This window comes from Butyrivibrio sp. NC2007, from assembly GCF_000421405.1.
Taxonomy (GTDB): domain Bacteria; phylum Bacillota; class Clostridia; order Lachnospirales; family Lachnospiraceae; genus Butyrivibrio.
Genome location: NZ_ATWY01000001.1, coordinates 329,644 through 355,151, shown reverse-complemented (window position 1 = coordinate 355,151; position 25,508 = coordinate 329,644). Strand labels below are relative to the sequence as shown.

Genomic DNA, 25,508 nt, shown 5'->3' with positions numbered 1-25,508 from the left:
TTGGAGGTTAGAACATGGCAGACATTAAGCCTTTTAAGGCATACAGACCAAATACCGATAAGGTGTCAAAGATTGCAGCTCTTCCCTATGATGTTTATAACAGCGCAGAAGCAAGAGCAATAGTTGAGAAAAATCCCGACTCCTTCCTTTCTATTGACAGGCCTGAGACCTTTTTTGAAGTGGGGCACAATATGTATGCGCCCGAAGTATATAAGAAGGCATCAGATGAGCTATGGGCAAGGATAGAAAAAGGTGATTTTGTCCAGGATGAGGAGAAGTGCTACTACATCTATGAGCTCACAATGAACGGAAGAAGTCAGACCGGAATCGTTGCTGTTGCTTCTATAGATGATTACATGAACAACGTGATCAAAAAGCACGAGAACACCAGAGAAGAGAAGGAACAGGACAGGATCAACCATGTTTATACCTGTAAGGCTCAGACCGGTCCCATCTTTTTGTGCTACAGAGAAAATCAGATCATAAGCCAGATCATCGACAAGGTAAAAGAGGTTGATGAGCCTGTTTACGATTTTACTTCAGATGACGGCGTGACTCACAGAGTATGGGTTATGACTGACGAAGAAGAAAACAACATGATCTGCAGGATATTTACCTCTATAAATGAGATATATATTGCCGACGGACACCACAGATGCGCATCAGCTGTGAAGGTCGGACTTAAGATGAGAGAGGAAAATGCGGGAAAACTTAAAGGAAAGCAGGAGTCTGACTACTTCCTGTCAGTTCTTTTCCCTGATTCTCAGCTCATGATAATGGACTACAACAGAGTGGTTAAGGACCTGAACGGCCTTAGCACTTCACAGTTCATGGATGCAGTTTCTGAGAAGTTTGATGTCACAGAGGAGACAGAAGCTGTTCATCCTTCCTGCAAGGGCGAATTTGGAATGTATCTTGATAAGAAGTGGTATAGATTAAAGGCTCATAAGGATATTATGAAGGATGACGCGGTAGAGGGGCTTGATGTATCCGTTCTTCAGAATGAGCTTCTCTCACCTGTTCTTGGTATCGGTGATCCAAGGACTGACAAGAGAATTGACTTTGTCGGAGGCATAAGAGGGCTTTCCGAGCTTGAAAGAAGAGCTAACGATGACATGTGCCTGGCATTTTCCATGTACCCAACATCAATCTCGGAACTTTTTGATGTTGCGGATGCAGGAAAGCTTATGCCACCTAAGTCAACCTGGTTTGAACCAAAACTCTTAAGTGGGTTATTTATACATGAAATTAATGGTATGATTTAATTACAAATCCATAAGGGAGGCAGTATCGTGAATAATAAACTTTACAAAATGATGAATTGGCCCGAGATAGAAGAGATTATTTACTCCGATGGTGACAACCCACACAGAATTTTAGGTGCTCACAAGGTAGGTAACAGCTATCTTATCCAGGCTTTTTACCCGGACGCTCAGTCAATAAAGGTATATGTTGAGAACAACAAAAAGAGCTATGAGATGGAGCTTGCTGATGAGGCAGGATTCTATGCCATATTAGTTCCCTATGTTGATAAGCTCAAATACTACTTCATAATTACGGATGCAGAAGGAAATGAGACCAAGTTGTTTGATCCCTATGCATTCGGGCCTCTTATGGACAGAGAGGATTTCATCAAGCTTGGAAGCGGAATTCATTACCACATCTATGAGAAGCTTGGTGCACATCCCATGACCAGAAACGGCATAAGCGGTACAAACTTCGCTGTTTGGGCTCCCACAGCTGCCAGAGTCAGTGTTATCGGTGACTTCAACAACTGGGACGGAAGAGTATGCCAGATGCATAGACTTGACCCCATCGGCGTATTTGAGATATTTGTTCCCGGAGCTTTGGAGAATGACGGCTACCAGTTTGAGATCAAGACAAGGAGCGGCCTTATCTTAAAGCGCCCTGACCCTTATGCAATAAAATCAAGAGGAGAGAACGGAATCATATCCGTTATCACACCTCTTAAATCGATAAAGTGGACAGATGATAAGTGGATGAAGGAGAGAACGAAGTTTAATGTCTCTGAGAGTCCTCTTTCAATCGCTGAGATCTGCCTTGAGTCCTTCGCTGGAAGACACGAGGGCAAGAGCACCATGGAAGAGATCACTGCAGATGTCCTTGAATTTGTTAAAAACCATGGCTTTAACGCCATTGAGCTCATGCCGATCATGAAGCATGTTCCGGGACATTTCTATCATATTTTGAATTTCTTTTCTTTGGACGATACATACGGCGATACCTGCGACTTTATGAAGTTTGTTGATGCCTGCCACGAGGCCGGGATAAGGGTACTCCTTGACTGGGTTCCCACATTCTTCCCCAAGGCTTCCTGCGGACTTAGTGATTTCGACGGAAGAACTCTTTATGAGTATGCAGATCCGAGGATCGGTGTTCACCCAAGGTCCGGCGATATGATATTCGACTACGGACGCAAGGAGGTTACTAACTTCCTTATTTCAAATGCCCTTTACTGGATTGAGAACTTCCACATAGATGGTATCAGGACTTCCGATATTTCAAGGATTCTTTACCTTGACTATGACAGAAAGCCGGGTGAGTGGCTTCCTAACATCTATGGCGGCAATGAGAACCTTGAGGCACTGGAGTTCCTTAAGCAGCTCACAACAGTGATCCATAAGGACAATCCGGGAACAGTTCTTATAACAAAAGAGACAGCTTGCTGGCCACATGTTACAGATTCGGTAGAAAACGGCGGACTTGGCTTTGACTATAAGTGGAATAACGGATGGTCGAGAGACTTCCTTTCATACATGCAAAATGACCCGCTCTTCAGGGCAGGTCATCACGATGAGCTGACCTTCAGTCTTATCTACAGCTACACAGAGAGATTTATCCTTGCATTTACTCATGAGGATATGGAGAAGGGCCTTGAGGGACTCTATTACCTGATGCCCGGAGATTCTGCTCAGAAAATGGCTAATCTCAGACTTGCTCTTAGCTTTATGATGGTTCATCCCGGAAGAAAGCACGTTTACATGGAGCCGGATGCGCTGACTGTTGATCAGGCTGTATTTGTTGAGAATATGGTCAAGAAGCTCAATGATCTCTATTTCAATAAGCCGGCCTTCCATACACTTGATGACAACGATGGCGGCTTTGAATGGATAAACGTTCTGGCAGCCGACGAGTGCATGCTTGCTTTTGTCAGAAAGACAGAGAATGACAATGAGATGCAGGTAGTTGTAGCCAATATGGCCGGCATTGAGAGGAGCTTTGAGATCGGAGTTCCTGCCGACGGAAGATACACCGAGGTATTCAACTCAGATGATGTAAGCTACGGTGGAACAGGAATCCTTAATACCGGACGCAAGGAAGCAAGAAGAAAAGAGATCGACGGACGTCTTTATTCAATTTCCTTATCCCTGGCTCCCGCATCCCTTTCAATCTTCTCATACACTCCTTACACAGAGCAGGAGAAGAAGATCCGTGCTATCAAGGAAGAGGAAGAGATAAAGAAGGAGAAGGAGAAGGAGGAGAGGATCGCAGCTCTTAAGCAGAAGCAGAGCGAGGAAGAAGAAAGACTCCTTCAGGAACTCAAGATCAAATATGAGAAAGAGCTCCTTGAGCAGGAGAAGGCTATCGAGGAGAAATATGAGAAGATCGAGGAAGAGAGAATCTTCTCCATCGTCTCCGAGGAAGCCATTAAGAGTGTAAGCACCAAGGCTCCGGCTAAGAAGGCTACAGCTAGGAAAGCGCCTGCCAAGAAGACTGCTACCAAAAGAAATAAGAAAGATTAATTCTTGAAAACTACCAAAGGGCACATTATAATGAGTGATGTGCCCTTTGGTGAACCATGCTGGAATAGCGCAGTCGGTAGCGCAACTGATTCGTAATCAGTAGGTCGAGGGTTCAAGTCCCTTTTCCAGCTCTTTAAGATGGCGAACTTCGCCATCTTTTTTATTGGAATATATGCTAATTGCGCATAATTGTGTTATAATAAAATGTCGTATTATTGATAAAACGCACAGCAAATTTAAATATAGTGCAGAGAGGGTTATAAAATGAAAGAACTTCAAGATTATGTACGTACAATACCGGATTTCCCGGAGAAAGGCATCATGTTCAGGGATATCACATCTGTTCTTCAGGATGCAGATGGATTCAAGCTTGCAATCGACAAGATGCAGGACCTTGTAAGTGACCTCGACTTTGATGTTGTACTCGGAGCTGAGTCAAGAGGATTCATCTTCAGTGCACCTATCGCTTACAACAGAGGTAAGGCTCTTGTTCCTGTTCGTAAGAAAGGTAAGCTTCCTTGCGAGACTGTTGAGGTAACTTATGACCTTGAGTACGGCTCAGCTACACTTGAGCTTCACAAGGATGCAATCAAGCCCGGACAGAAGGTTCTTCTTGTAGACGACCTTATGGCTACAGGCGGAACAATTGAAGCTATGATCAAGCTCGTTGAGATGCTTGGCGGAGAAGTAGCAGGTATTTTGGTACTTATGGAGCTCAAGGGACTTAAAGGTCGCGAGAGACTTTCTAAATACAGATTAGATGCAGCACTTAGCTACGAAGGGAAGTAAGCTTAATGGCGCAAAAGTTCGACGACGGAAAAATCGAAGCGACGCCTGAGTTTCAGACCCCCGATAAACTCTACGAGGAACTGATACGTAGAGTTCGCAGATATCACCCATCCGATGATATCACTCTTATCGAGAAGGCCTATAACCAGGCTCGACAAGCTCATGAGGGACAGCTGCGCAAGTCAGGTGAACCATACATTATTCACCCGCTTTGCGTAGGTATCATCCTTGCTGATTTGGAGATGGATAAAGAGACCATAGCAGCAGGGCTTCTTCATGATGTCGTTGAAGACACAATTTGCACCAAGGAAGAGATAGAAGAGAGCTTTGGAAGTGACGTAGCCCTTCTTGTTGACGGTGTTACCAAACTGACTGCTCTGCAGCTTACATCAGATACCGGAAGCAAGACTCCCGAGCAGGCAGATATGCAGGCTCAGAACCTGCGTAAGATGTTCCTGGCTATGGCTAAGGATATCAGAGTCATTCTGATCAAGCTTGCTGACCGTCTACACAACATGCGTACACTTGCGCATATGCCTCCGGAGAAGCAGCAGAGGATTGCCCAGGAAACCCTGGACATCTATTCACCTATCGCCGGAAGACTTGGTATCAGCAGGATCAAGGTAGAACTGGACGATCTGTCCCTGAAATACCTTAAGCCTGACGTTTACAGAGACCTTGCAGAGAAGGTTGCTGCAAGAAAGAGTGAGCGAGAGAAATACGTAGAGGATATCTGTGAGAAGGTACGTCAGAGCATTTCCGAAGCCGGAATCAAGGGCGATGTCAACGGACGTGTTAAGCATTTCTTCAGTATCTACAAGAAGATGCGCAACCAGAACAAGACTTTGGACCAGATATACGATCTCTTCGCCATCAGAATTATCGTTGATACGGTAAAAGACTGTTATGCTGCCCTGGGTGTCATCCATGAGATGTACAAGCCTATTCCCGGCAGATTTAAAGATTACATAGCAATGCCCAAGCCCAATATGTACCAGTCGCTTCATACGACTCTTATTGGGCCGACAGGACAGCCTTTTGAGATACAGATCAGAACCCGTGACATGCACAGGGCTGCTGAATACGGTATCGCTGCCCACTGGAAGTACAAAGAGGCTTCCGATGGCAAGAAGGCAGAAAACGGTGAGGAAGAGAAGCTCATCTGGCTTCGCCAGATCCTTGAATGGCAACAGGATCTCTCTGACAACCAGGAGTTCATGAGCCTTCTAAAGAGCGACCTCAATCTGTTCTCAGAGGATGTATACTGCTTCACACCAACAGGTGAAGTTAAGAACCTTCCTGCCGGATCCACGCCTATTGATTTTGCCTACAGTATTCACAGTGCAGTAGGTAACAAGATGATCGGTGCCAAGGTTAACGGCAAGCTTGTTCCCATTGACTACAAGATTCAGAATGGTGACAGAATCGAGGTTGTAACCAGCCAGAATTCCAAGGGACCAAGCCGTGACTGGCTCTCAATTGCCAAGTCCACATCCACCAAGAACAAGATCAATCAGTGGTTCAGGCACGAGCTCAAGGAAGAGAACATCAGTAAAGGTAAGGAACTCCTTATTGAGTACTGTAAGAGTAAGGGCCTTGATTACTTTAGTATTGCCAAGCCTGAATTTCAGGCAATGGTCACAAGAAAATATGGCTTCCACGAGTGGGATGCTGTGCTTGCTGCAGTAGGTCACGGCGGGCTTAAGGAAGGCCAGATCATAAATAAGATACTTGAGCTCTCAGAATCCGAGCACAAGCGCAACATTACCGATGAAGAAGTGCTTGCAGCTGTTGCTGAGTCAAATGTAACACCTCAGGTATCAGGAACCGATAACGCCATCATCGTAAAGGGTGTTCACGATGTGGCAGTCAGATTCTCCAAGTGCTGTAACCCTGTTCCTGGTGATGATATCTGCGGATTTGTCACAAGAGGAAGAGGCGTATCCATCCACAGAAGAGACTGCGTCAATGTTATCAAGATGCAGGAAGAAGACAGAACAAGGCTCATAGAAGCCAAGTGGCAGGCAGAAAGCGCAGAGGGTGGCGGCAAATATGCAGCAACAATCAAGATATTTGCCAACAACAGAAGCGGTCTTCTTGCGGATGTATCAAGAGCCCTTACAGAGAAGGACATTGATATTATTTCTATGAACACCAGAACCAGTAAGCAGGGCCTGGCAACCATGGAGACATCCTTCCAGGTTTCATCCAGAGACCAGCTTCGCGAGATTGTTGATAAGATCAGACAGATCGACAGCGTAATTGATATCGAAAGGACAACAGGCTGATGGCAGATAAGAAAACCTCAGTTGGAATGTTTACCCTCGGAATGGTGGGAACAAACTGTTACTTTGTCTTTGATGAGAACAGGACGGATGACAATGGCAAGAGGCATTGCATCTTCTTTGATCCTGCCGATAAGGGTGCCAAGATTTTCGAAGCCCTGAAAGAGAACGACCTTGTTGTTGATCTGATTCTTTTAACACATGGACACTTTGATCATATCGGTGGCGCAGAGGAGCTAAGAAAGCTCACCGGTGCAAAGATCGGCTGCTATACCAAAGAGCAGGCTATGTGCAAAGATATGTACCTCAATCTGTCCAATGACTACGGTCTTAGATTTTCTGTAACTCCGGATATTTTGTACGAAGATAACGCAGAGATAGAGGCTGCAGGACTTAAGTGCAAACTTATTGCAACTCCGGGACATACCTCCGGTGGATGCTGTTATTATTTTGAAGAGGATAATATCCTTATCGCAGGTGATACTCTGTTTGAGGAGTCTGTCGGAAGAACCGATTTTCCGACAAGTTCTACATCAGAGCTCATACGAAGCGTCAAGGAGAGACTCTTCATACTTCCGGAAGATACAATAGTTTATCCCGGACACGGCGGAGTAACAACCATAGGGCATGAGAAGCTCTACAATCCATTTATTGTTTGAGATGCAAGGATGCAAGTAATTTACATTAAAGAAGATAAATTTCAATATGATATACACTCGCTTTACAAGGCCTTTTATCCTGAGCAGGATGTAAGGGTCATTGTAGGGCAGAGGGGATGTGTTCACGATAAGGAAATGGATATTTCACCTGATGATGAGATATCCTTTATTGATGTAAACAGAGATAAAAATGACCTAAAGAGAAGTATCTACAAGGACCTCTCACAAAAGACCGGCAAGCTCCTTCCCTGGGGAGATCTTACAGGAATAAGACCCACAAGGATAGCCATGAATCTTATAGATGAGGGGCTTGGCGATGACGAGATCCGCTCCTACATGATGGAAACATATCTTGTAAGTGAGGAAAAGACTGATCTTGCCATTGATATCGCAAGAAGGGAAAAGAGGATACTAGAAGGCATAGACTATGAGAACGGTTATAGTCTGTATATAGGAATTCCTTTTTGCCCTACAACCTGTCTTTACTGTTCCTTTACTTCATATCCGATCGGAGCATTTAAGGGAATTGTAGATGATTACATTTCCTGCCTGGAAAAAGAGATTGATTACGTGGCAGAGGCTTTCAAAGGAAAGACTCTTGATACCATCTATATCGGTGGTGGTACACCGACAACTCTTTTGCCGGATCAGATAAGAAGACTTATAGGGTATCTTCAGGATAAACTTGATCTGTCCCATGTAAAAGAGTTCACGGTGGAATCGGGAAGACCTGATTCAATAAACAGAGATAAGCTCATTGCCATGAAGGAAATGGGAGTTACCAGAATTTCTGTTAATCCCCAGACTATGAGTGATGAGACGCTTAAGCTCATCGGAAGGCAGCACACTGTAGCTCAGCTCATAGACTCTTTTAACATGGCAAGAGAAGAAGGGTTTGATAATATCAACATGGATATCATCTTAGGACTCCCGGGGGAGACTGACAGAGATGTTCAGCATACTATAGATGAGATAATAAAGCTTGCACCCGATGACCTTACAGTGCATTCCCTTGCGATCAAGAGGGGATCGAGACTTGCTGAAGTCATGAGGGAAAAGGGCGTGGATTATTCCATGAAGAATACTGAAGAGATGATGGAGATAGCAAGAAGAGGAGCGGAAGCGCTTTCTCTTAAGCCCTATTATCTTTACAGACAGAAGAATATCAGCGGCAATTTTGAAAATACCGGTTATGCCAAAGAGGGGAAAGCCGGCATCTATAACATCCTGATAAATGAGGAAGTGCAGTCTATCGTTGCTCTTGGAGCTGGAACTGTCACAAAGAGAGTGTTCGGCGAAGGCGGACGAATAGAGAGGTGTGACAACGTCAAGGATGTTAAGCTATACATGGACAATATTGATGAAATGATCCAGAGGAAGAGGGAACTTTTTGAAAAGAGTTAAGGGGATTATAAACTGCATAATATGTATGTCGTTACCGGCATTTGTGATGGCAGGCTGCTCTTCATCAGAAGGGATCACTCTTTACGACAGCGACCAGTATCAGACAGTGTCCATTAACGATGGCTTTGTTCCTGAAGCAGAGGAAGCAGCTGTGGTGGAGACTACAGAGGCTGAGGAGCCTTTGGGGGAAGAACAGGTAGAAGAGATAGATATAGAGAAGCTCTTTAGCCTTGGGGCAGGCGTTTTTTCCTGGGACCATCTTCCGAACATAAAAGATGTGCAGTGTATGCAGGACAACCACATTACAGAAGTTTATCAGTATTTAAGGCCTGAATACACCGATCAGGAGATGACTGACTTCTTAAAAGCTATGAACGATGTCGATATTGATGTCTATATCCTGGACGGAGAGCCCGAGTGGTCCTATGAGACTGAATATCCCGGAATGAGAAGTGCGCTTGAGAGAGTAAGAAACCTTAACAGCTCAGTTGAGCCGGATGCGAGGATCAAGGGTATTGTCTATGATGTTGAGCCCTATGTTCTTGATAAGTGGCACAATATACCGGATCAGCTTCTGGAAGAATATACAAACAACATCATCAGCATAAAGCAGGAATGTGCGGCTGATGAAGATCATCTTGATATATGTGTTTGTATCCCATATTCCTACGACAACATGGGGCATGACAGGGCTATGAGGAAGCTCCTTAAGGAGTCGGATCAGATCTTTGTCCTAAATTATTTAAAGGGCATGGAGATTGAGAATATTAAGAGAGAAGCTGCGCTTGCGAGGTACTACTCAAAGCGCATGGTCAATGTCTATGAGCTTCAACCGGGGCTTCTGTCCCAGACCAACAACACCATCACTTATTACAAGGACGGTATTGAAGCTGTTATAGAAAACTATGCTGAGCTGATGAAGGCCTATCCCGATCACAATATAGCAATCGCATATCACACTTTGGAATATCTCAGAGTGCTGAGCTTAAAAGAGTAAGCAAGGCCCGGAAAAGAAATTTTAATTCTTTTCCGGGTCTTTTTATGTGAAAAATAATTGATAAATGGGTAAGAATTTAACATTTTTTTAATAGAATTAAAGTAGCCTATTGACTATCATAAAATTGTAGAAGACTGTGCGAATCTATACTGAAAGGCAGAAAAATAATGCAGGTTATCGAGGAAAAGTATCAGAACCTGTGGAAACTGAAACGAGTACAGAGAAATTTAACGATGATTTTGATATTCCTATGAAGTCAGGTGACGACTTCGATATCCCCTTTGGAAATAAGTAAAATAATAAACGAAAAAGGAAACCGATTCCTTTTTATGCAGTGCCCCACATTGTACAAAATATTCATAATTAATGTTGTACAATATTGTGCAATATGCTATAATGAAATATATTAGTGATATTGCGCACAAAAATATAATGCGATATCAAAGGAGGATTTAATTATGTTATTCCAACTCTATAGCGATGCTGCTTCTATGCAGCTCATAGGCTGGGTACTGGTGTTTGTGGGTCTTATTCTCATGAACGAAATCGGTCGTAGAACAAAGGCCGGCGGAATGTTAGTATTTGTTATCATTCCAACTATTTTAACACTTTACTTTATTCTTGCACACGTTGGTATGTTTGGCGGAAAGGCCAACCCAACAGTTGCATACATGGACGGATGGTTCCATTACTTCAAGCTTTATGCTGCTGACATCGGCTGCGTAGGCTTCATGATGATCAAGTACAAATGGGGCATCGGCAAGGAGAAATGGTTCAAGTGGTTCCCTTGGTTCATCGTTGCTGCTAACATCATGATCGCTAACGTATCTGATATGGAGTCAGCTATTGCATCTTACAAGATCGCCGGCAACCTTTCAGGTGCTTGGTGGGCATCTAACGAGGGTGTATTCATCTACGGTGGATGGTGGAACGTTGTTAATGCCATCGCAGGTCTTATCAACATCTTCTGTATGACAGGATGTATTCACCTTTACACATCAAAGGACAAGAACCATGCAGATATGCTTTGGCCTGATATGACAATCTGGTTCATCCTTGCATACGATGTATGGAACTTCGAGTACACATACCTCAACCTTCCTACACACTCATGGTACTGTGGTGTAGCACTTCTTCTTGCTCCTACATTTGCTAATGCATTCTGGAACAAGGGAGCATGGATCCAGAACCGTGCTAACACACTTGCAATCTGGTGCATGTGGGCACAGGTTGTTCCTACATTCCAGCTTGTTGGAAGATTCCAGGCAGCTCTTCCTTCTGTTTACGGCGGAGCAACTGAGGCAGGTGTAAATACTGCAATGCTTTACGACAAGGCTATCGCACTCTTTAATGCAGGACAGGGCAAGACAGTAGCTGCTAATGAGGCAATTGCTTTACTTGGAATCACAGCTAATCCTACAGCGCAGGGAGTTGTAGCAATCCTTGCAATCGCAATCAACGTAATCTGCATGACAGAGATCATCAGAAGATCAATCAAGATGGGCAAGAATCCTTATTCAAACAACGTATTCGTTGGAACTAAGGACTTCGATCTTGCAATGGAGCGTGCTGAAGGCTAATGGATAATATAAGAGTCATAGAAGTTAAGAGAAGCGTCTTTGAAAGCAATGACAAGGACGCAGAGAAGCTAAGGGGAGAACTTAAGGAGTCTAAGACATTTCTTTTAAACCTTATGTCATCCCCGGGGTCAGGTAAGACAACAACTCTTACCAGAACAATTGAGGCCCTCAAGGATAAATACAGAATTGGTGTAATGGAAGCGGACATTGATTCAGACGTTGATGCCAAGACTATCGCGCAGACAGGAGTTAAGTCCATACAGCTTCATACAGGCGGAATGTGCCATCTTGATGCTGATATGACAAGGCAGGGACTTCGTGAACTTGGCCTTGAGGATGTGGATTTTGCAATCCTTGAGAATGTCGGAAATCTTGTTTGTCCTGCTGAGTTTGATACCGGCAGCACCAAGAATGCCATGATACTCTCAGTACCTGAGGGACATGACAAGCCCCTGAAGTATCCGCTTATGTTTTCTATCTGCGATGTTGTTCTTATCAACAAGATAGACGTAATGCCATACTTTGACTTTGATCTTGACAAGTGCAAGGAGTACATCCACATGCGCAATCCAAAGGCAAAGGTTATCCCTATCTGCGCCAAGACCGGCGAAGGTATCGATGAGTGGGCTAAGTGGCTTTCAGAGAACATTGATGAGAGCATTAAGTAAATAATTATTGGCAAAAGAGATTATGGAGATGCCGGGCGATAAACAAGGGGAAGTTTATGCGTTATCGCTCGGCATTTTTTTCTGAAAAATCAGTAAAGGTTGGTCAAAAGACATGCATGAATTAGGAGTTGTTTTTCGCATAATAGACGATCTTACAGAAGTAGGAAAAGAAAACAAACTTGAGAAAATTCATTCGGTAACTCTGCAGCTGGGAGAGGTATCCGGTGTTGTTCCATCACTTCTTACAGACGCCTGGAAGTGGGCATCAAACAGGACAGAACTCATGAAGGACTCAGAGCTTATCATAGAGACTCTGCCTGCAGTCACTTTCTGTGAAGATTGTAAGAGTGAATACGAGACGGTTACATATGGCAAGATATGTCCCAAATGTGGTAGCGAACACACCTATCTCCTTAAGGGTAACGAATTCATGATAAAAGAGATAGCTGCAACGTAAACTATTTTTCATTTAAGAAAGATGAGGGTAAGAGATGGACAAAAATCAATTTGATATGCAGGATCTGATGATTCCTTATTCACTGGATCCCAATAGAAATAAAATAGACCCAAGAGCAGGAATCATTCCTGAGACTGTCGATATGGATGCACCTTTCAGAGAGCCACTGGCAAAGCTCGTTACACACATCACCGACAGAAAAGAAATCAAGCTTGGCATTAAGAAAATAACAAAAGAAAGCCCTGAATACTGGGGCGTATATCACCTTATTACAGATGAACAGTGCGAGATCGCACTTAAGATGGAGAAGCGTAAGCCCAAGACTTTTGAGCAGATCGCAGCTCTTTGTCCTGAATATTCAAAGGAAGAGCTCCAGAAGCACCTTGATGAGATGTCCTACAACGGAATCATCGAGTGGAACTATGAGAACTCCAAGCATGAGAAGCAGTATGTGCTTCCTATGTTCGTTCCCGGATCTGCAGAGTTCTCCAACATGAACGGTAAAGTTTTGGCAGCTCATCCTGAGGGTGGCCCTTTCTTTGAGAGAATGACTCGTATTCCTCTTGAGGGACTTACACATATGGTACCTCAGGGCGGAGCCGGTGTCGGAATGCATGTAATCCCTGTTGAGAAGGCAATCGAGATGCAGGGTGAGGCAATCGGACTCGAGAAGATCTCATACTGGCTCGACTACTATGAGGGAAAATACGCTGCATCACCTTGCTCCTGCAGAAGATCAAGAAAGACCTTTGATCAGGGCTGTGCTGACGATCCTGAGGGATGGTGTATCGCAGTAGGTGATATGGCTGATTATGTTGTTGAGACACAGAAAGACGGCCGTTATATCACCAAGGAAGAAGCTCTTAAGATCTTTAAACAGGCTGAGGACAACGGCTTTGTTCATCAGATCACAAACATTGACGGAGCTGAGAAGATCTTTGCTATTTGTAACTGTAATGTAAACGTATGCTATGCGCTTCGTACATCACAGCTATTTAATACACCTAATATGTCACGTTCTGCTTATGTGGCTCACGTTGACAAGAATAACTGTGTTGCATGCGGACGCTGCGTAGAGGTATGTCCTGCAGGTGCAGCTACTCTTGGACAGAAGCTTTGCAAGAAGGACGGAAGCGAAGTTATCTATCCTAAGATGCCTCTTCCTACAGAGAAGAAGTGGTCTACAGATATGTGGACAGAGGACTACCGTGACATTAACCGTATCAATACTCACAAGACAGGTACAGCACCTTGTAAGACAGCATGTCCTGCACATCTTCCTGTTCAGGGATATATCAAGATGGCTTCACAGGGCAGATATGATGAGGCTCTTGCTCTTATCAAGAAGTACAATCCACTTCCTGCTGTTTGCGGACATGTATGTAACAGACGTTGTGAGGATGCCTGCACAAGAGGAACCATCGACGAGGCTCTTGCAATCGATGAGATCAAGAAATTTGTTGCAATGCGTGACCTTAAGTCCGAGACTCGCTTTGTTCCCGAGAAGGTAATTCCCAGAATCGGCGGAGGCTTTGATGAGAAGGTTGCTATCATAGGTGCAGGTCCTGCAGGTATTTCCTGTGCATACTACCTTGCACTTAAGGGCTATAAGCCAACTCTTTTCGACAAGAACAAGAAGCCCGGCGGAATGGTTACCTACGGTATTCCTTCCTTCGTAATGGAGAAGGACGTTATCGAGGCTGAGGTTGATGTTTTAAGAGATCTTGGTGTAGATATCCGTCTCGGAGTTGAGGTTGGCAAGGACATCACTCTTAAGCAGCTAAGAGATGAGGGCTACAAGGCATTCTACATCGCTATCGGCTGTCAGGGTGGACGCGGAGTAAATGTTCCCGGCGAAGACGCTGAAGGCGTAATCAAGGGTGTAGATATCCTTCATGATGTTATCGATGATGAGAACTATAAGCTTGACGGAGATACAGTTGTTATCGGTGGTGGTAACGTTGCTATCGATGTAAGCCGTACAGCTATCCGCTGCGGATCATCAAAGGTTACTCAGGTTTCTCTTGAGACAAGAGATATCATGCCTGCTCTTCCTGAGGAGATCGAGGTTGCAGAGTCCGAAGGCATCGTTCTTCAGGGCGGCTGGGGACCTAAGGAGATCCTTACAGAGAACGGCAAGGTAAAGGGTATCGTATTCAAGAAATGTACTCAGGTTAAGAACGCTGAGGGAAGATTTGATCCTAAGTATGATGAGAGTCAGACCATGGAGATCGCATGCTCTAACGTTATCCTTGCAGTAGGCCAGGCAACCGTATGGGGCGACCTTCTTAAGGATGAGAACGTAGAGTTTAGAGGACCGGCTCCTGTTGCTGACAGCGTAACATTCCAGACTACAGTAAAAGACATCTTCGTCGGCGGAGATATGTTCTACGGACCAAGATTTGCTATTGATGCCATTGCATGCGGAAAAGAAGGCGCTGAGTCAATCCACAGATTCGTACAGCCTCATTCTTCACTTACAATCGGCCGTGATCCTAACTTCTTTATCGAGCTGGATAAGGATGACATCTCTATCAAGGATTATGACCATGTAGGAAGACAGCATCCCGGCGATGGAAAGACATCAGACGGAAAGCTTACATTCCGTGATACCAAGCCTCTCCTTACAGAGGAGCAGATCAAGAAAGAAACATCACGTTGTCTTGGCTGCGGAGCATCAATCGTTGATCCTAACAAGTGCGTAGGCTGCGGACTTTGCACAACAAGATGTGAATTTGATGCCATCAAGCTCACAAGAGATAACCCAGGAGCTTCTACAATGAGGAAGGCTGAGGATAAGCTCAAGTACATTCTTCCTAACGGACTCAAGCAGGCTGTCGCAAGACCATTCATAAAAAAGACACCAAAAGAGACAGCATGGCTCCCCGAAAATAATAAATAATCGATATTTCATTTAAGATTAAGTCAAGTGTTTCGAAAACGGGCACTTGACTTAATCTTTAAAAATGTTTATTAATAAGAAAGCAAGCTTTCGGGCTAAATTATAAAAAGGGGCATTATTACAGCTAATGGCGACTAAGAAAACTACTACCACTAAAAAGAATTCACTTCTTATTGTTGAGTCACCCACTAAGGTTAAGGCTATCAAGAAGTTTTTGGGCAGCGGCTATGAAGTAGCAGCCAGTAACGGACATGTTCGTGACCTTCCAAGAAGTACCATGGGAATTGATATCGAGCATGACTATGAACCCAAGTATATTACTATCAGAGGAAAGGGAGATGTTCTTGCTGAACTGAGGCGTCAGGTCAAGAAAGCTGACAAAGTTTATCTCGCAACCGACCCGGACCGTGAGGGTGAAGCTATAAGCTGGCATCTCTGCTCGGCGCTTAAACTGGATGAGGCAGATGCCAAGGTGCAGAGAGTTACATTTAACGAGATCACCAAGAACGCAGTCAAGGAAGCTATGAAGCATCCAAGAGATATCGATATGAATCTTGTTGATGCACAGCAGGCAAGACGTGTTCTTGACAGAATGGTTGGTTATGAGATTTCTCCGATTCTCTGGTCTAAGATAAAGCGCGGACTTTCAGCAGGACGTGTTCAGTCTGTAGCACTCAGGATCATTGCAGACAGAGAAGAAGAGATTGATTCATTTATTCCTACAGAATACTGGACACTGGATGCCAAACTCATGGCAGAAGGTGAGAAGAAGCCACTTATTGCTCACTACTATGGTGTAGGCAATGAGAAAAAGGAGATCTCCTCCAAGAAAGAGCTTGATGAGATCTGCAAGGCTATAGAAGGTAAGAAATTCGTAGTAAGTGATGTTAAGAAGGGTGAGAGAACCAAGAAAGCTCCGCTTCCTTTTACAACATCAACACTTCAGCAGGAAGCTTCCAAGGCTCTCAACTTCTCAACACAGAAGACCATGAGAGTTGCTCAGCAGCTCTATGAAGGAATCGAGCTTGGAAAAGAGGGCACAGTAGGTCTTATCACTTACCTTCGTACCGATTCAACCCGTGTATCCGATGAAGCAGTAGCTGCTGCAAATGATTACATTGTTAAGAACTTCGGAGATAAGTACCTGGCAGACGGTGCAGGAGTCAAGAAGAACGAGGGCAAGATCCAGGATGCTCACGAAGCTATCCGTCCCACATATATTGATCACACTCCTGTAATGGTCAAGGACTTCCTTTCAAGGGATCAGTTCAGACTTTACCAGCTTATCTGGAGAAGGTTTATGGCCAGCAGAATGGCTGCTGCCAAGTATGAGACTACATCTGTCAAGATCGATGCAGGAGAGCACAGATTTACAGTAGCTGCCTCCAAGACCGTATTTGACGGTTTCCTTAATGTTTACACAGACGATGAGGATCAGATTGAGAAGAATGTTCTCATGAAGAACCTTGATACCAATACCAAGCTTAAGCTTGATACATTTGAGTCAGCTCAGCACTTTACTCAGCCGGCTCCTCATTACACCGAGGCTTCACTGGTTCATGACCTTGAGGCTCTTGGCATAGGAAGACCAAGTACTTATGCGCCTACCATCTCAACAATCATGGCAAGGCATTACATCACCAAGGAGAATAAATCTCTTTTCATCACAGAGCTTGGACAGGCTGTCAACAAGATGATGATCGATGCTTTCCCTCAGATCGTGGATGTAAACTTCACATCCAACATGGAAGCTCTCCTTGATGGGATCGCGGAAGGCAATGTTAAGTGGAAGACAGTAATCGAGAATTTCTATCCCGACCTTGATAAGGCGGTTAAGGCTGCCGAGGAAGCTCTCGAGAAGGTTCAGGTTCAGGATGAAGTTACAGATGAGATCTGCGAGGTTTGCGGAAGAAATCTTGTTATCAAGTACGGCCCTCACGGCAAATTCCTTGCATGTCCGGGATTTCCTGAGTGCAAGAACACCAAGCCCTATTTTGAGAAGATTGGCGTTTCTTGCCCTAAGTGCGGAAAAGACATTGTCCTTAAGAGAACCAAGAAGGGAAGAATCTTCTACGGTTGTATCGACAATCCAACCTGTGACTTCATGTCATGGCAAAGACCTGCTGCCAAGAAGTGCCCTAAGTGCGGAGGCGTAATGTACGCCAAGAACAACAAGCTTGCCTGTGGCAATCCTGAATGCGGATGGGTAGAGGACAAAGATAATAAAGAAAATAACTAAACATTAAAAAACTATTAAGACTCGGACTTTTGAAGTTCCGGGTCTTTTTTTGGGTTTATAATTGTTTTTATATTAAATTTGGAGGTAAACAGACATCATGGGTAGTAACGTGAAAGATGAAAAAAGTGGTATTTTGGAAAAGCTTAAGGTGGGAATGATAATCCAGACTGTTCTTGTTGCTGCAGCGATCATTCTTTCCTGCTATGCAGGATTCCGTTCTCATGAACTTAGGAGAACCATAGTTTACGCAGGACAGATCATAGTAAGTGCTCTCATTATCATCTTTGGCACAGTGAAGTTTAAAGAAGATAACAGAAAGTTTTTATCTGTAATTATTTATTGCTATGCGCTACTGGAAGTAGTAAGAGCGGTTCTTATTATAACAACAGGCATTGCACCGGTAATTGCAGGTATTACAAGACTGATACTGGTTACGATTGCCTGCTGTCTTATGATTCTTTCAGAGAGACTGGGCAAGAAGGAATCTGAGATAATGTCAATCTCGATTGTGGTTTTGGAGCTAGCTCTTTATCTGGTATTTCTTCTTGGATATCCGGGCGTTATGTACGGAAGGATCAACAGATTCATCCCTCTTACAGGTGTACTCATCGCAGGTTCGATAGCTCTTTTCACAAAGGTAAAGAACTTGCAGCTCGGAGTAGAGGAAAGTGGTGACAAAGCAATTCCGGTGTGGGCTCCTATAGTAGGATTAATTCTCTCGATAATTCTTACGGTAGTTTCTCTTTCAAGCACATGGACAATGGGAGCAGAAAGCGGAGCAGACAATGGAGAAGTGCTCTCTTTGTGGACAGATGAAGCACCATTAAAAGCTCAGCTTACATCTTATATTGATGATATTACAAACAAGGATAGTGCAAATTATATTCCTGTAGATAAGAGAATAGCTGTATTTGATATGGACGGAACTCTTATTGCAGAGACAAATCCTTACTATTTTGACCACTGTCTTTTGATATACAGAGTTTTGCAGGATCCTGATTACAAGGATAAAGCAAGTGAAGCTGAGAAAGAGGCTGCTTATACAATTCTTAAGGGAATACAGACAGGAGAGTTTCCTGAGGATATGATGCAGATACACGGACAGGCGGTTGCATCTGCATTTGCAGGAATGACTGTTGATGAATTTCTAAATTACGTATTAAAGTTCAGAGAAGAAGCTGCTCCCGGTTATGACGGTATGACAAGGAGTGATTCGTTCTACCAGCCAATGGTTGAAGTTGTAGACTATTTGCAGGATAACGGATTTACCGTATATGTTGTCAGCGGAACAGACAGGATAATCTCAAGGGGAATTGTAAAGGATAATCTGAACATTCCCATGAGCCAGGTGATCGGTTCTGATGAAACAATAGTTGCCAGTGGCCAGGGCAGTGAAGACGGTCTTGAATATCAGCTTCAGAAGGATGATAAGATCATCACCGGAGGACAATTTGTTGTTAAGGATCTTAAGATGAACAAGGTGTCCGTGATTGCACAGGAAATCGGAGAACAGCCTGTTCTTGCTTTTGGAAACAGCACCGGAGATTCCAGTATGTGTGATTATGTAGTAAATAACAATCCGTACAAGAGCCTTGCATTCATGCTTTGCTGCGATGATCTTGACAAAGAATACGGAAATGAAGCAAAGGCACAGAAGATGTATGACCTATGTAATGAACATGGCTGGATTCCCGTATCGATGAAGAATGACTGGACAACCATATATGGAGAGGATGTTACTAAGAATCCCGCAAACGGGCTTGACTTCTATTATGATTACGTAATTCCGAACTAATTCATATATATTTATTTTCTGAAAACTTTAACGTTTTTTCATAATTGTAGGCGCTTTATTATTTGAAGCGCCTATTTTTTTATGCTATGATACAAATAGCGTAGTGAGATTATATACGTTTTTACGTACATAAAAACAATCACTATGAAAGGTGGGGAAAATACCCGGTAAAGGAGAAAACTGATGAGTAGTGTGCAGCTACTGGACAAGACACGTAAGATTGGCAAGCTTTTGCACAACAGTAATTCAGGAAAGGTTGTATTTAATGACATCTGCAGAGTGTTGTGTGATATTTTAGCATCAAACATGTTTGTCATCAGTAAAAAGGGCAAGGTTCTTGGTATTGGTGAGAGTGAAAATGTTGAATCTCTTAGTGATCTTTTAGTTGACAACGTTGGTTCTTTTATTGACCCGATGCTTAACGAGAGACTGCTTACAATACTTTCAACCAAGGAGAATGTCAATCTTGAAACTCTTGGTTTTGAAGGCATAGACTTTTCCAAATTCCAGGCGATAATCACACCTATTGAAATAGCCGGAGAGAGGCTGGGAACTCTTTTCATATACAAGACCGACAAGCCATACGACATCGATGATATTATTCTTTGTGAATACGGAACCACGGTAGTCGGACTTGAAATGCTTAGGGCAGTAAATGAGGAGAATGCAGAAGAAAGCAGAAAGCTAGCAGTTGTTAAATCGGCAATAGGAACCCTTTCCTTCTCTGAGATGCAGGCAATCATCCATATATTCGATGAGCTTGACGGAATGGAAGGAGTGCTGGTAGCCAGCAAGATAGCTGACAGAGTTGGGATAACAAGAAGCGTAATTGTAAATGCCCTTAGAAAATTCGAGAGCGCAGGGGTTATCGAATCCAGGAGCTCAGGAATGAAGGGCACATACATCAAGGTTACCAACGATGTGGTCTTTGGTGAGATCAAAAAGCTAAAGCAGGAAATATAATTTGCCGATGAATATTGTGTAAAACAGTATCAGCGACATGGATGGAAATTATGATGAAAGGATTTATCAGAAACGATAAATCCTTTTTGTTTATTTCATACATTTTGTAGATAAATAACTTGCGATATACAATATAAAGTATATTTTACTTGTATTTTACACAAAAAAATTTTATTATTAAATAGAGTAAAAAGGAGGAGTGGCTTTTGATAAACAGTAATGTCTTTGATTACATTAATGTCATGGATAAAGCGGCCGATGCATCCTGGACCAGGAACGAGATAATTGCTAACAACATAGCAAATATCGATACTCCCGGCTACAAGAGGCAGGACCTTAACTTTGAGAGCGAGCTGGAGAGGGCTTTGGGGCACTCCAGATATAAAACCATGGACAAAAAAGTTGCCGACATAAAGGACAAGCACCTTGAGGCAAGAGTTGTCAATGATTACTCCGGCTTCTCCTACAGAACGGACAGAAATAACGTGGACGTTGATACAGAAAACGTTCTTTTGGCAGCCAATCAGCTCAAGTATCAGGGACTGATGGAGGGACTTAAGCATGAGTTCCAGACTATCAGCACTGTTACCAAGTCTTCATGATAAGGAGGGCGCAGCATGAACATATTTGATTCCTTCAATATCAATTCATCAGGCATGACGGCTCAGAGATTTCGAATGGATATCATCTCTGAGAATATCGCAAACGCCAACACCACAAGGACTGCAGATGGAACTCCTTATGTCAGGAAGGTTGTAAGGCTTGCTGAAAAGGGCACACAGACTCCGTTTTCAAGGATCCTTAACGAGAGACTCGATCACTACTCGGGAAGAGGCGTTAAGGTAGTGAGCGTTGAGAATGACAGCTGGACACAGATGAACATCGTCTATGACCCGTCACATCCGGACGCTGATGAGAATGGCTATGTTACATATCCAAACGTCAACACAGTAACAGAGATGACCAACCTCATAGATGCCAGCAGATCCTATGAGGCCAATGTAACAGCATTCAATGCCAGCAAGAACATAGCATCTCAGGGACTTAACCTGGGCAACAGCTAATGGGAGGGAAGTAAATGGCATCTCTTGATATTTCTCAGCTTCGCAATGTCACCTCAGATGTTATAAGACATGCTGAGAAGACAAACAGTAAGGTATATAACGTACTTGGGGATTCACAGACAGGGAATGATGAATCCTTTAAGAGTATTTTTTCGGCGGCAGTAGATAATATTTCTACTACCAATGCATATCTCTCTGACGCAGAGAACGAAGAGATAAAATGGGCTCTGGGTCAGACCGAGAACACACACGATCTTTCAATTGCACTGCAGAAGGCCCAGATGGCACTTCAGTACACAGTGGCAATCAGAGACCGTGCAATGTCTGCGTATAGGGAGTTAACGCAGATGCAGATCTAAGCTTTTTGTTTTATAGAGGGGAGGGAGAATAAATGCCTGAGAGACTAAGAGCTATTTGGCAGAGAATTCTCGACTGGTGGAACCAATTTACAGCCAGGCAAAAGACCTTGATCATAGGTGCCAGCACGGTTGTACTATTGACCATCATTATTTTGGTGTCCGTACTTAACCAGCCGCAATATATTCTATTGGCTAACGCCCAATCTACTAAGGAGGCTTCTGAAATCAGAGACCTTCTTGATTCTAATTCCATAAACTACAAGATTTCAGATGACGGTCTTGAGTTTAAGGTACTTAAAAAGGATCAGGCATCAGCCAATCTTTTGCTGGGAGCAAACGACATTCAGTCCTATGCCTACAGCATCGATAATGTTACCAACGGAAGCTTTTCAACAACAGAATCAGATAAGCAAAAGAAGTATGTCCTTTATCTTGAATCAAGACTTGAACAGGACTTTCTTGCCAAGTTTGATGCTATAGAAGCAGCCAATGTTCAGCTGAACATTCCAGACGATGACGGAACACTTATAGGTAACAAGGAACAGGCTCATGCCTGGATTCTTCTTACTCTCAAGGAAGATGGTAAGTTTGATGAAGAGAATGCTGCATATCTTGCCAGAGCCGTTGCATCAGCTGTAGGAAACGAGAATACCGATAATATTGTTATTCTTGATACCGGAGGCAACATGCTCTTTTCCGGAGGAGAGGATACAACAACAGCAGGCCTTGCATCAACACAGCTTACTGCCAAGGCCAAGGCCGAGCAGCTTGTAAAGGGCGAGGTTAAAAAGGTCCTTCTGGGAACCAAGCTCTATGACAACATTGAGGTTGCCAGCAATCTGGTAATGGATTTCAGCAACAAAGAGACAACGACACATACTTATACACCTGCTGAAGACCAGACTCAGGGTGTTCTTAGCCACGAAGATACCTACAATGCTGAGAATGTCAGCGGAATCAGTGGAATACCCGGAACTGACACCAATGCAGAGGATGAGACTACATACGTAACACAGGACAACACCAACTCAACATCATCAATTACAGAGGAGTCAAGGGATTATCTTCCTAATGAGAAGATCACGACAGAGACGGATGTGCCGGGTAGGATCAAATATGATGAGTCATCAATTTCCGTGACGGCGATCAACTATTCCATTATGAAGGAAGAGGATTATAAGGCTGCAGATCATGAGAACATGACCTGGAGCGAGTTTAAGGCCGGCAATACTGAGCCAACCGTCATGGAAGTTCCTGAAGATATGATCAACGTGGTATCAAAGGCCACAGGTATCAAGGCAGAGAATGTTGCTATGGCTGCCTATACCGAATATGTATTCTTTGACAGAACAGGAAGTGCTGTCACAGTAACCGATATTCTTCAGATCGTACTTATTCTGGTTATCCTTGCACTTCTGGCATTTATCATCATCAGAAGCATGTGGACCAGCAAGAAGACAGAAGAAGTTCCGGAGCAGCCGGAAGAGCTTTCTGTTGAACAGCTTCTGGAGTCACAGCCAGAAGAGGTACTTACCGATATCGAGATGGATCAGGGATCTGAGACCAAGAGACTTATTGAGAAGTTTGTGGATGAGAATCCTGAAGCAGCAGCTACGCTTCTTAGGAACTGGCTCAACGAAGACTTCATTTAATTATTTTTACAGGGGAGTAATGAAACTATGATGGACATGGAAGGCGGCAATCCCTTAACCGCAGACTTTACGGGGACACAAAAAGCGGCGATTTTACTGATTGCACTCGGACCGGAAAAATCCTCCGCCATATTTAAGCATCTCAAGGAAGAAGAAATTGAGGAGCTTACTCTGGAGATTGCCAACACGAGAAGTGTCACCTCTCAGATAAAAGAGGCAGTTTTAGAGGAATTCTACGGAGTATGTCTTGCACAGCAGTATATTGCAGAAGGTGGTATCTCCTATGCAAAAGAGCTTCTTGAGAAAGCTCTTGGTGAAGACAAGGCTCTTGACGTTATCAGTAAGCTCACTGCATCTCTTCAGGTTAAGCCTTTCGAATTCATCAGAAAGACCGAGCCTTCGCAGATACTTACATTCATTCAGGACGAGCATCCTCAGACAATCGCCCTTATCCTGTCATATATGTCGCCTGCCCAGAGTGCTATGATTTTGTCGGCACTGGCGCCTGACAGACAGGCTGATGTTGCAAAACGTATAGCTGCTATGGACAGAACAAGTCCGGATACGATCAAAGAGGTAGAGAAGGTATTGGAATCAAAGCTGTCATCACTTGTAAACCAGGATTACACGATCATCGGTGGTGTAGATGCGGTAGTAGAGATCCTCAACACTGTCGATCGTACAACAGAGAAGCATATTATGGAGACTCTGGAAATCGAAGAGCCGGAGCTGGCAGACGAGATCAGAAAGAAGATGTTCGTATTCGAAGACGTACTTCTTCTGGACGACAGATCTATTCAGAGAGTGCTGCGTGAGGTTGAGAACTCTGACCTTGCTCTTGCCTGCAAGAGTGCTACAGAGCAGGTTCAGAACGCAATCTTCAACAACCTCTCAAAGCGTCTTGCTGCTATGATCAAGGAAGATATGGATTTCATGGGCCCTGTGCGTATGAAGGATGTTGAGGAAGCTCAGCAGAAGATCGTCAACGTTATCAGGAAGCTTGAGGATTCAGGCGAGATCGTAATCTCCAGAGGTGGAGGTGATGAGTTAGTTGTCTAATCTTTTTAAAGCAGGCTACGTCAGCTACGATCAATCTGAAGCGAGGATCATCGACAGTAACGAGCTTGCAAATCGTAAAATAGAAGCTTTTCAGGAACAGGAAATGAAGAGGCAAAGGGCTCAGATGCTTCAGGAAGAGCCCTCCTATGATACTGCTGAGGGAGATGATTTTATCCCCGGCATAGATATGGAACAGCTATCGCAACTTACAGAGGATCAGAGCATGTTAGAATCAGTTCCTGATCCTCAATTTGATATGGAAGCGATGCAGGCTGAGATCGACCTAAAGCTCCAACAGGCCCAGGAACAGGCAGATATGATAGTTAATAATGCCCATGCCCAGGCTCAGGAGATCATGCAGACGGCCCAGCAGCAGGGGCATCAGGAAGGATATGACGCAGGCTATCAGGAAGGCGTAGCAGCAGCACAGGCTCTTCAGGCTGACTATGAGCAGCAAAAAGAAGATTTGGAGAAGCAATATCAGCAGATAGTTGATGAGCTCGAGCCTGAAATGGTTGATATTCTTACCCAGATTTATGAGCATGTATTTAACATTGAACTTAGAGAAGATAAGGGAATCATCCTTCATCTTTTAAAAACTACACTTTCGAGGATTGAGCCCGGAAACGACCTGATCGTCCATATTTCGTCTGATGATTATGACGATATCATGGAACAGAAAGAGGAGCTGGATGCCTGCATAACATCTCCCAATACATCTATGGAGATAATAGAGGATCCTCTTCTTAAGGAGAATGAGTGCATGATCGAATCAGACAGCGGAGTATTCGACTGCAGTCTCGGTGTTGAGCTCTCAGAGATAACAAGAAAGCTCAAGCTTCTTTCTTTTGACAGAAAGCGAAGATAAAGGC

The 25,508-nt window shown here is 43.8% G+C and carries 20 protein-coding genes and 1 tRNA gene; all 21 read left to right on the top strand.

Going from position 1 to position 25,508, the window contains the following annotated elements:
• The first annotated feature begins 14 nt into the window (after positions 1 to 14).
• The 21 genes from G632_RS0101545 (at position 15) to G632_RS0101445 (ending at position 25,504) form a co-directional block, all read left to right on the top strand.
• Positions 15 to 1,265, top strand: coding sequence for a DUF1015 domain-containing protein (locus G632_RS0101545; protein ID WP_022767273.1), 1,251 nt, complete (start codon positions 15 to 17; stop codon positions 1,263 to 1,265).
• Positions 1,266 to 1,292: 27 nt separating this feature from the next.
• Positions 1,293 to 3,764 carry a 1,4-alpha-glucan branching protein GlgB gene (glgB, locus tag G632_RS0101540; protein ID WP_022767272.1) on the top strand — a complete coding sequence of 824 codons (2,472 nt, stop codon included), beginning with the start codon at positions 1,293 to 1,295 and terminating at the stop codon, positions 3,762 to 3,764.
• Between the two features lie 58 nt (positions 3,765 to 3,822).
• Positions 3,823 to 3,895 (top strand) — tRNA-Thr (locus G632_RS0101535).
• Positions 3,896 to 4,028: 133 nt separating this feature from the next.
• Positions 4,029 to 4,553, top strand: coding sequence for an adenine phosphoribosyltransferase (locus G632_RS0101530; protein ID WP_022767271.1), 525 nt, complete (start codon positions 4,029 to 4,031; stop codon positions 4,551 to 4,553).
• Between the two features lie 5 nt (positions 4,554 to 4,558).
• Complete coding sequence (locus G632_RS0101525; RefSeq protein WP_022767270.1) at positions 4,559 to 6,841, top strand: RelA/SpoT family protein; 2,283 nt, start codon at positions 4,559 to 4,561, stop codon at positions 6,839 to 6,841.
• Positions 6,841 to 7,497, top strand: a complete 657-nt coding sequence (locus tag G632_RS0101520) for an MBL fold metallo-hydrolase (RefSeq protein ID WP_022767269.1) — start codon at positions 6,841 to 6,843, stop codon at positions 7,495 to 7,497. The genes G632_RS0101525 and G632_RS0101520 overlap by 1 nt, the downstream gene beginning before the upstream one ends.
• A 9-nt stretch (positions 7,498 to 7,506) precedes the next feature.
• Positions 7,507 to 8,901, top strand: coding sequence for a coproporphyrinogen dehydrogenase HemZ (hemZ, locus tag G632_RS0101515; protein ID WP_022767268.1), 1,395 nt, complete (start codon positions 7,507 to 7,509; stop codon positions 8,899 to 8,901).
• Positions 8,888 to 9,898, top strand: coding sequence for a hypothetical protein (locus tag G632_RS0101510; protein ID WP_022767267.1), 1,011 nt, complete (start codon positions 8,888 to 8,890; stop codon positions 9,896 to 9,898). The genes hemZ and G632_RS0101510 overlap by 14 nt, the downstream gene beginning before the upstream one ends.
• A 458-nt stretch (positions 9,899 to 10,356) precedes the next feature.
• Positions 10,357 to 11,478 (top strand): DUF5692 family protein, encoded by a 1,122-nt coding sequence (locus G632_RS0101505; protein ID WP_022767266.1) that lies wholly within the window; start codon positions 10,357 to 10,359, stop codon positions 11,476 to 11,478.
• Positions 11,478 to 12,146: a hydrogenase nickel incorporation protein HypB gene (gene hypB, locus G632_RS0101500; protein WP_022767265.1), complete on the top strand. Its 669-nt coding sequence runs from the start codon at positions 11,478 to 11,480 to the stop codon at positions 12,144 to 12,146. Before G632_RS0101505 ends, hypB begins: the two co-directional genes overlap by 1 nt.
• A 112-nt stretch (positions 12,147 to 12,258) precedes the next feature.
• Positions 12,259 to 12,603 carry a hydrogenase maturation nickel metallochaperone HypA gene (locus tag G632_RS0101495; RefSeq protein WP_022767264.1) on the top strand — a complete coding sequence of 115 codons (345 nt, stop codon included), beginning with the start codon at positions 12,259 to 12,261 and terminating at the stop codon, positions 12,601 to 12,603.
• 142 nt (positions 12,604 to 12,745) lie between these two features.
• Complete coding sequence (locus G632_RS0101490; RefSeq protein ID WP_051154843.1) at positions 12,746 to 15,505, top strand: FAD-dependent oxidoreductase; 2,760 nt, start codon at positions 12,746 to 12,748, stop codon at positions 15,503 to 15,505.
• Positions 15,506 to 15,632: 127 nt separating this feature from the next.
• Positions 15,633 to 17,744, top strand: a complete 2,112-nt coding sequence (gene topA, locus G632_RS0101485) for a type I DNA topoisomerase (RefSeq protein WP_022767262.1) — start codon at positions 15,633 to 15,635, stop codon at positions 17,742 to 17,744.
• Positions 17,745 to 17,841: 97 nt separating this feature from the next.
• Positions 17,842 to 19,539 (top strand): HAD family hydrolase, encoded by a 1,698-nt coding sequence (locus G632_RS20825; protein ID WP_022767261.1) that lies wholly within the window; start codon positions 17,842 to 17,844, stop codon positions 19,537 to 19,539.
• A gap of 183 nt (positions 19,540 to 19,722) precedes the next feature.
• The gene (gene codY, locus G632_RS0101475) at positions 19,723 to 20,502 is read left to right on the top strand and encodes a GTP-sensing pleiotropic transcriptional regulator CodY (RefSeq protein ID WP_022767260.1); all 780 of its coding nucleotides are present in this window, start codon (positions 19,723 to 19,725) and stop codon (positions 20,500 to 20,502) included.
• 206 nt (positions 20,503 to 20,708) lie between these two features.
• The gene (gene flgB / locus G632_RS0101470) at positions 20,709 to 21,104 is read left to right on the top strand and encodes a flagellar basal body rod protein FlgB (RefSeq protein ID WP_022767259.1); all 396 of its coding nucleotides are present in this window, start codon (positions 20,709 to 20,711) and stop codon (positions 21,102 to 21,104) included.
• 15 nt (positions 21,105 to 21,119) lie between these two features.
• Positions 21,120 to 21,566, top strand: coding sequence for a flagellar basal body rod protein FlgC (flgC, locus tag G632_RS0101465; RefSeq protein WP_022767258.1), 447 nt, complete (start codon positions 21,120 to 21,122; stop codon positions 21,564 to 21,566).
• A 14-nt stretch (positions 21,567 to 21,580) separates the two neighbouring features.
• Entirely contained in the window at positions 21,581 to 21,925 is a 345-nt protein-coding gene (gene fliE / locus G632_RS0101460) for a flagellar hook-basal body complex protein FliE (RefSeq protein ID WP_022767257.1), read from the top strand.
• Between the two features lie 32 nt (positions 21,926 to 21,957).
• On the top strand, positions 21,958 to 23,577 hold the full coding sequence (gene fliF / locus G632_RS0101455) for a flagellar basal-body MS-ring/collar protein FliF (protein WP_022767256.1): 1,620 nt from the start codon (positions 21,958 to 21,960) through the stop codon (positions 23,575 to 23,577).
• A 27-nt stretch (positions 23,578 to 23,604) separates the two neighbouring features.
• Entirely contained in the window at positions 23,605 to 24,636 is a 1,032-nt protein-coding gene (gene fliG / locus G632_RS0101450) for a flagellar motor switch protein FliG (RefSeq protein WP_022767255.1), read from the top strand.
• Positions 24,629 to 25,504 (top strand): FliH/SctL family protein, encoded by an 876-nt coding sequence (locus G632_RS0101445; RefSeq protein WP_022767254.1) that lies wholly within the window; start codon positions 24,629 to 24,631, stop codon positions 25,502 to 25,504. The genes fliG and G632_RS0101445 overlap by 8 nt, the downstream gene beginning before the upstream one ends.
• Positions 25,505 to 25,508 lie beyond the last annotated feature (4 nt).

Excerpts from the sequence above, each read along its gene's own strand:
- hemZ (WP_022767268.1), top strand. The coding sequence starts at position 7,507 with ATGCAAGTAATTTACATTAAAGAAGATAAATTTCAATATGATATACAC.
- G632_RS0101525 (WP_022767270.1), top strand. The coding sequence starts at position 4,559 with ATGGCGCAAAAGTTCGACGACGGAAAAATCGAAGCGACGCCTGAGTTT.
- fliF (WP_022767256.1), top strand. The coding sequence starts at position 21,958 with ATGCCTGAGAGACTAAGAGCTATTTGGCAGAGAATTCTCGACTGGTGG.
- G632_RS0101490 (WP_051154843.1), top strand. The coding sequence starts at position 12,746 with ATGGATGCACCTTTCAGAGAGCCACTGGCAAAGCTCGTTACACACATC.
- codY (WP_022767260.1), top strand. The coding sequence starts at position 19,723 with ATGAGTAGTGTGCAGCTACTGGACAAGACACGTAAGATTGGCAAGCTT.
- G632_RS0101520 (WP_022767269.1), top strand. The coding sequence starts at position 6,841 with ATGGCAGATAAGAAAACCTCAGTTGGAATGTTTACCCTCGGAATGGTG.
- flgC (WP_022767258.1), top strand. The coding sequence starts at position 21,120 with ATGAACATATTTGATTCCTTCAATATCAATTCATCAGGCATGACGGCT.
- fliG (WP_022767255.1), top strand. The coding sequence starts at position 23,605 with ATGATGGACATGGAAGGCGGCAATCCCTTAACCGCAGACTTTACGGGG.
- G632_RS20825 (WP_022767261.1), top strand. The coding sequence starts at position 17,842 with ATGGGTAGTAACGTGAAAGATGAAAAAAGTGGTATTTTGGAAAAGCTT.
- G632_RS0101530 (WP_022767271.1), top strand. The coding sequence starts at position 4,029 with ATGAAAGAACTTCAAGATTATGTACGTACAATACCGGATTTCCCGGAG.
- topA (WP_022767262.1), top strand. The coding sequence starts at position 15,633 with ATGGCGACTAAGAAAACTACTACCACTAAAAAGAATTCACTTCTTATT.
- G632_RS0101495 (WP_022767264.1), top strand. The coding sequence starts at position 12,259 with ATGCATGAATTAGGAGTTGTTTTTCGCATAATAGACGATCTTACAGAA.
- G632_RS0101505 (WP_022767266.1), top strand. The coding sequence starts at position 10,357 with ATGTTATTCCAACTCTATAGCGATGCTGCTTCTATGCAGCTCATAGGC.
- fliE (WP_022767257.1), top strand. The coding sequence starts at position 21,581 with ATGGCATCTCTTGATATTTCTCAGCTTCGCAATGTCACCTCAGATGTT.
- hypB (WP_022767265.1), top strand. The coding sequence starts at position 11,478 with ATGGATAATATAAGAGTCATAGAAGTTAAGAGAAGCGTCTTTGAAAGC.
- G632_RS0101545 (WP_022767273.1), top strand. The coding sequence starts at position 15 with ATGGCAGACATTAAGCCTTTTAAGGCATACAGACCAAATACCGATAAG.